The sequence below is a fragment of the Parablautia muri genome (assembly GCF_009917485.1).
Classification (GTDB): domain Bacteria; phylum Bacillota; class Clostridia; order Lachnospirales; family Lachnospiraceae; genus Suilimivivens; species Suilimivivens muri.
The window spans coordinates 1-6,615 of record NZ_QZDT01000096.1 but is presented as its reverse complement, the minus strand read 5'-3'; the positions used below and the strand labels follow the sequence as shown (position 1 = coordinate 6,615).

At 40.8% G+C, this 6,615-nt stretch carries 8 protein-coding genes and 2 pseudogenes; 3 read left to right on the top strand and 7 right to left on the bottom strand.

The features are described 5' to 3' along the window. Positions 1 to 95 precede the first annotated feature (95 nt). The 6 genes and pseudogenes from D5281_RS26250 to D5281_RS23630 form a co-directional block, all read right to left on the bottom strand. Positions 96 to 224 (bottom strand): annotated as a pseudogene (locus tag D5281_RS26250) (DUF6075 family protein); the annotation flags it as partial. A gap of 430 nt (positions 225 to 654) precedes the next feature. Further along, a pseudogene (locus D5281_RS27085) lies at positions 655 to 1,892 on the bottom strand (tyrosine-type recombinase/integrase). A 14-nt stretch (positions 1,893 to 1,906) separates the two neighbouring features. After that, complete coding sequence (locus D5281_RS23645) at positions 1,907 to 2,101, bottom strand: CopG family transcriptional regulator (RefSeq protein ID WP_160562358.1); 195 nt, start codon at positions 2,099 to 2,101, stop codon at positions 1,907 to 1,909. A 96-nt stretch (positions 2,102 to 2,197) separates the two neighbouring features. Next, positions 2,198 to 2,377, bottom strand: a complete 180-nt coding sequence (locus D5281_RS23640; RefSeq protein WP_147581274.1) for a DUF6462 family protein — start codon at positions 2,375 to 2,377, stop codon at positions 2,198 to 2,200. Continuing rightward, positions 2,374 to 2,535 (bottom strand): hypothetical protein, encoded by a 162-nt coding sequence (locus D5281_RS23635; RefSeq protein ID WP_160562357.1) that lies wholly within the window; start codon positions 2,533 to 2,535, stop codon positions 2,374 to 2,376. Before D5281_RS23635 ends, D5281_RS23640 begins: the two co-directional genes overlap by 4 nt. A 398-nt stretch (positions 2,536 to 2,933) precedes the next feature. Continuing rightward, positions 2,934 to 3,263 (bottom strand): helix-turn-helix transcriptional regulator, encoded by a 330-nt coding sequence (locus D5281_RS23630; RefSeq protein WP_160562356.1) that lies wholly within the window; start codon positions 3,261 to 3,263, stop codon positions 2,934 to 2,936. A 618-nt stretch (positions 3,264 to 3,881) separates the two neighbouring features. Here D5281_RS23630 and D5281_RS23625 point away from each other — a divergent pair. The 3 genes from D5281_RS23625 (at position 3,882) to D5281_RS23615 (ending at position 6,122) form a co-directional block, all read left to right on the top strand. Beyond that, positions 3,882 to 4,223, top strand: a complete 342-nt coding sequence (locus D5281_RS23625) for a MobC family plasmid mobilization relaxosome protein (protein WP_160562355.1) — start codon at positions 3,882 to 3,884, stop codon at positions 4,221 to 4,223. Then, entirely contained in the window at positions 4,172 to 5,572 is a 1,401-nt protein-coding gene (locus D5281_RS23620) for a relaxase/mobilization nuclease domain-containing protein (RefSeq protein WP_160562354.1), read from the top strand. The genes D5281_RS23625 and D5281_RS23620 overlap by 52 nt, the downstream gene beginning before the upstream one ends. A gap of 220 nt (positions 5,573 to 5,792) precedes the next feature. Next, positions 5,793 to 6,122 (top strand): helix-turn-helix domain-containing protein, encoded by a 330-nt coding sequence (locus D5281_RS23615; protein ID WP_160562353.1) that lies wholly within the window; start codon positions 5,793 to 5,795, stop codon positions 6,120 to 6,122. A 192-nt stretch (positions 6,123 to 6,314) separates the two neighbouring features. Here the strand turns inward: D5281_RS23615 and D5281_RS23610 are convergent, their stop codons facing one another. Further along, on the bottom strand, positions 6,315 to 6,491 hold the full coding sequence (locus D5281_RS23610; RefSeq protein WP_160562352.1) for a hypothetical protein: 177 nt from the start codon (positions 6,489 to 6,491) through the stop codon (positions 6,315 to 6,317). Between the last annotated feature and the right edge of the window lie 124 nt (positions 6,492 to 6,615).

The following is a 6,615-nucleotide window of genomic DNA, read 5'->3' as shown; positions in this document are numbered from 1 at the left end:
CAAATGGATATATGACACCATTTGAAAAGAGAATGCAGGCATGATTATGTCAAAACTTTTCCTTGTAAGTGTTAAAAAAAAACTTGACCATCTCAACAATATACAAGCGCTTTGTGGTATACGTCCTGATACCTGACCTCTTTCAATTTTTCGTAGTAGAATTTTTCATGTGCATCGCTGATAAAAATAATCGCTTTCCCTGCTCCTAACGCTGTACTACTCATGTTCATTTCCTCCATTTCCTATTTTGTTTTTTGACCATAACAAAAGGACACTTCCCTAAAATTTTCTTTTAGAAAAATGTCCTTATCGTACAAAATATTAACTTGAACTGACACGAGTTTAATTTAAAATCATTTATTTTAACCCGTTAAGAGAGTTTATTTTGTCGTACTCTTGTCGTACCATACTGTCTTTAAGTCCGCAAACCCTTGATTTTACTGGTTTTCTTTGCCAAGCGTTTTCATCGTCGGGAATTCCAAAGAAGATAAAGTATTATTACTCATTATCAAGTATCCTCCCGTATTTGCCGCATTTTCCAAACGTATTATAAGGTATTATTCCGTACCATGCAAGCAAAATTTGTAGTAACTTTGTAGTAAATCGTTCTTTTTGTTGTTGCAATTCACACATCTAATTTTAAGGACTCTCTCCTTAAAATATATCAAGATTGTGTGATAAGTTTTCGATTGCTTCCTTTTTCTTTGCGTCCGTGACCTCCGCATATATATCCATTGTTGTTTCAATATTAGCGTGTCCCATGACAGCCTGAATGACTTTTACATTTGTTTCCTTTTCGCAGAACCTCGTGCAAAAGGTATGCCGCAGGTGGTGGCAGGAAAAATTTGGGATAATGATAGGTTGCCTTCTCTCTTTTTTGGCATTTATCACTTCTTCCGCATTGTAATTCTCCAAGATCCTTTTGATTGTTCGGTTGACTGTCTGTGGATTATGAATATTCCCATAACGATTACAGAATATAAACCCGGTCATACCGTCAATCACTGTACTGTTGAAGCCGACCTCTTTCTGCACCTCGTATTCTGTCTTAAACGCCTCATAAACCGCATCCATCATTGGAATTGTTCTGATACCAGCTTCCGTTTTCGGAAGTGAAACTGCAAACTCTGACTTGCGTGTTTTACCTCCCTCTCTTGCATAGTATGTTACGCTATGGTTAATGCTGATCAGGCGGCTCTCAAAGTCTAAATCTTCCCACCTCAACCCGATTACTTCCCAATCCTGCAACCCGTTCCTAATAGAACCGTAAATAATGGGTGCCAATGGTAAAATACCGGATTGTTTGCGGTATAATTCATAAAAGCCCTTTGCTGCTCTATCGTCAAAGCGTGTCTGATACCTTTATTCTTTCCTGCTTTCCTTTTTATATCTGCCATAACACCATCAGACGGATTCATGCGTATTATTCCATCACGCACTGCCAACTGAAACGTAGGGTGTAAAACCGTATGGATTGTGTCAACTGTGTTTGCCTGCAAATCCTTTTCATTTAACAGATAATAGTAGAAATACATTACATCGGAATACTTAATCTCTCCGATTTTACGCTGTCCAAAACCCTCTCTGACAAAATGGTCATACATATATATGTAATTAGAACGTGTTGTCCTGCGTAAATCATACTTTGTTGACATATACCTGTCAAAAACATAATTCAAGGTTGCGCTTCCAGCCACATAGACATCTAATCCGTCAAGCTGATTTTTTATCAAATCTGCTTCTTTCTCCCTCAGTGTCTGTAAATCTCTGGCATATACAAATCTGCGTTTCTTGAACGGATCAGTATATGTATATACATAAGTGTTATCCGTTCTTTGAGATTCCCCCTTTCGTAATGCTCTGCCCCTATTGTCTTTTCTTGCTTTCGCCATCTCTGCTCCTTTCTTCAAGGAGAGAGATTTTGCACCTCTGCATCCGGTGTCTGTAATAATAAATTGACGCCCGTATGCAATAATTGAGTTATGGTCATTCCGTGACTGTCCGCATAATCCTTTAGCTTTTGCAGCTCCTTATCTGTTACCCTTACACTTAATGTATTCAGTTTCGGGGCATCAGATTTGGGTCTACCCATTTTAGCCATCTGTATGCACCTCCAATCACTTCTACCTACTATTATACTTTTCGTATACGAAAAGTCAAGTGTTTTTTACTGCAAAATCTCTCAAACAAAAAATCATCACACATACAATCGGAATGTTTCCAAATATTGTTCAAAAATATCACAATTTACAAGCACTAATTTATCAACCTTATAAATTGCCTTTGCGTCTTTCGCCATTTGCTCAAATTTGCTCTGGCACATACTGTACATCTCTGCTCCTTCTTTGTAGCGAACAAATCTTTTGCCATTTTTCATTCGCTCCACAATATCACCTCTTTCCCTCCATAGATTAGCAGCATCTTATCTGCCCATGACAACCACGAAACTCTTTCCCGGCTCTCATCAGCAAACAAAACTTCTTTCCAAACTCTTTCAAAAAACACATACGGATGACAGATCAGTACACTGTCCACATCGGTATCGCACCGTCATTCTAAATTGACCGAAAAAATCCGGAAGTATCATTATCAAAGATATGCCTCCTAGCCCCATGTAACTGCTACACTTTTTGCCAGACATTTATCGCTCACCGCCTTAACTTCAATACCAGATTTCAGTATTCCTTCGTATACACTCCCATGCAAAAATGGAAGCAGGCAGCTCTTGGCGTGTCCGCATAGCGGCTCCGCACATCCCACACGTCCCGTATGTATTTACATATTCAATTTTCAAGGTACGCTCCGGCAGAAATCTTTCTGCCTGTTTTGGATAAAATCATTACTGGACTTGTCAGCCCAAAAAGCACATAAGCACTCTCCGTCTGCTATGAACGGTTCTTGTAAAGATTATGTGCTTTAGCGGAATGACAAGTTTATAATTCCAGTTTATCAGGGCCGTATTTATGTAAAATCTGTGCAAGGACTTCCTTATGCCTGTCCTCTGCTTCTTCGTAAATTTCTTTTAATGTTTCCTGTTCTATCGGTGTCAGAGAATTGACGTGAGGATTATAATGCCCTCCCATAAAAATTCCACCTGCCACTCCCGGCTTTGTATAAATTGGATATGCAAAAGATAGAGCCTGAATGTCATTCTTTATCGTGCGTACAGTTACATCAAATTCGCTTGCCAGCTCTTTTGTTGTTATATGATGCCGGACAATCAAAATGCTGATGATCTCATTCCTGCGCTCCGCTGCATTCATGCTCTACCCCCTTCCTGCGAATTTTTCAAGCTCATTCTATGGGTAATCGGGGAAATCCACTTTCACCAATTACTCAAATTTTTTTGAGCTTTTTTCTGAATCAATTTCTCCTTTTATCTTTTGTTGACTTTCCTCTTGTTGCTTGTTAAAATCTTTAGTGTATAAAATCATGAATTCATAAAAGTACACTCAAACTGCTATAAGGCGGAACAGGACAGTTATGCCCTGCTCTGGTTATGGCAGTTTTTTATTTGCCAGAGTAGTCCTCTGAAAGCCAGATACCGAAAGGCTTTACAAAAGACCGGGCGGTAACGCCCTTATGTGTTGTAAGACACTCGCCTAAGCTCGTACAACACGCAAACTCCCTACAGGCAGTTTGCACAAGAATAGCAAGCACTGCCTACGGACGTCCGTAGGCTTCAATTTCCCCAAGTTTCTCCAAGTGGAAACTTGAGAAAATTGGCTTGCAGAGGGCATATCCCCCTGACCCCCTTTGCGCTCCAAAATCCAGAAATTATCTCTACGGAATTTCTGAATTTTTACGCTTGAAAAACCCTCCCGCCGGATACGGCATACTACAAAAACAGAGCATTTTTTATGAAAGGAGCTTCCCAAACAATGGAGAACAGAGAACGCCAAAACCGCTTAACACTACGCCTAAACGATGATGAACTTTACATACTGGAACAGAAATGCAAAGCCTCCAATATGAAAGACAAATCCTCTTTTCTGCGGCATCTGATCATATACGGTTATGTCTATGACATTGACTATTCAGAGCTGCGGGAATACAATGCTGCGCTTGCCAAAATCGGGAACAATTTAAACCAGATTGCAAAGCGCATGAACGCCACAGGCAACGTATATAAAGCCGATGTAAACGAAGTAAAGGAGCTGATGCAAAAGGTATGGCATACACAAAAATCCATGCTATCACGGCAACCGTCAATAAAGCAGTAGACTACATCTGCAACCCCGACAAAACCGATGAGGGCATACTGATTTCTTCTTATGGTTGCAGCCCCGAAACTGCCGCCTATGATTTCAAATTTGCGCTGTCAAAGACCAGCCAGTCCGATCCAAATAAAGCCTATCACTTGATACAGTCTTTTTTTTCCGGTGAGGTTTCTTATAAGGAAGCCCACCAGATAGGCGTGGAGCTTGCAGACAAACTTTTAGAGGGAAAATATTCTTATGTTGTCACTACCCATATTGACAAAGGACACGTTCACAACCACATCATTTTTTGCGCCGCTGATAATGTAAACCATGAGAAATATCACGACTGCAAAAAGACCTATTACAACATCCGCAACCTGAGCGATGAACTCTGCAGGGAGCATGAACTTTCCGTCATCACTCCGGGAGAAAAGCGGGGCAAAACTTACAAGGAATGGCAGGCTGGCAAAAACGGTTCGGCATGGAAAGAACAGTTAAAAGCCGACATCGACGAAGCCATAAAAATCGCAGCAACTTACGAGGACTGCATTGACCTGATCCGGGCAAAAGGCTATGAAGTCAAGGGCGAGGACTTCGGGGAAAAAGCCCATAAATTTATCTCATTCCGTCCTCTGGACAGGGAGCGTTTTGTCCGTGGCAGTGCAAAGTCTTTAGGTTCGGAGTACACCAAAGAACGGATAAAGGAGCGCACCACGGAAAAGGCTCTTGTAAAGGATAAAAAGCGTGTACCGTTCCCGACCAGAAAGAAGCCCATTGTCAAAGATTATTCAAGGAAAAATCTCATTGACACCACCGAGGATAAATTCACACAAAGCCCCGGATTGAAACATTGGGCGGATATTCAAAACCTTAAAATTGCCGCTGCAAGTTACAGTCAGGCAGGCTCTATTGCGGAGCTTGAAAAGCAGATCGCCGCCAAGTCCACACTGGCAAAAACAGCCCGTGAAAGCCTTGTTGAAACCGAACGCCAGCTAAAGGATTTAGGACAGGTTTTGAAGTATGCAGAGCAGTACAAAACCAACCATATCTTTCATGTACGCTACCAAAAATCTAAGGACAAAGATGCTTACCTGCGCCGCCATGAAACGGAACTTATCCTTCATGACGGTGCAGAAAATATGCTGAAACGCTTCGGCATCAATCCGAAAAATATTGATGTTGAAAAACTCCGCAGCGATTACAATGCTCTCTATTCCAAAAAGCAGGCTTTACAGAAAACCTATAAATCTGCTGAGAAAGAAACTGCTGACCTTAACCGGAAACTGGATAACCTCAACCAATATCTTGACCGTACTCCGGAACAGCAGGCTGTTGACATGAAAGCGGATAAAAGTCAAAATTCCCTCTAAATTCGACATTTAAAAAGGGTGTACCGCAACGAAGTTTTTTCCTTCATTGCGATACACCCTTATATGTGTGGCAAATCCCATATTCTGTCCTGTTTCATATTTTATGTTATGTATTTTCCCATATCGTTCTTTCATGTACTCCACTCCACTTTCTAACTGTATTTTGATGCAATTCACGCTTGACGATGTGTAATGTAAACTACTATCGAGGTGAATCACAATGAATGATGCTAAACAAAATCTGGCTTCCGCAGTGCGTGAAGCACGTACAGAGCTTGGACTTTCACAGGAAAAACTGGCTGAAATCCTGAATATCGACTCACGCACCATACTCAACATTGAAGCAGGACGTGGCAACCCCAAATTTGAAAAGTTATACCCATTGCTTACATATCTGAAGATACCAGCAGGTAAAATATTCGATCCAACTTACAAAGATGAATCACCAAACCTTCAGAAACTCCTTTCCATGCAAAAAGACTGTACGGAACAGGAAGCTGCTGACCTGATTCCTATGGTTCGTTACCTGCTTGAACTGCTGCGGAAATAACCCAATCTCCAAATTTGTCAGAGCAACAAATCTAATATAATTTGTCTATTCTGCATTATCTCAGGAGTTTAGAAGCGTCTACTGGTAGCCCCAATAGACGCCTCCTTCTTTTTTCTCACCTACTGACACTTTCGTGTAAAAGAAAATGCACCAGATGTTTATTTGTATCATAACTTCACTTTTTTCTTTTTTTTAAAGATAAATAATCTCATCACAGATACCCGTTGGCGGTTCTCCCATATACCCAATGTTCAAATTTCCACTTAGGGATAGTTCCGTTAATATCTGATCCAGAATTTCCGCATCTTCCATCGACACTCCCTCATACAAACCACATAATACATAGTCCTCTGCCCTTAAAAGTATCACACCTGTTAATAACAGCCTGCTTCTCTCACCTACAGATAACGAACCTACATTTGCATTTTTATAATCCGCCTTTCTGCGAAAGGCACCAATGCGTCATGAAACATTGGCTGACTTTCGCTTTTCT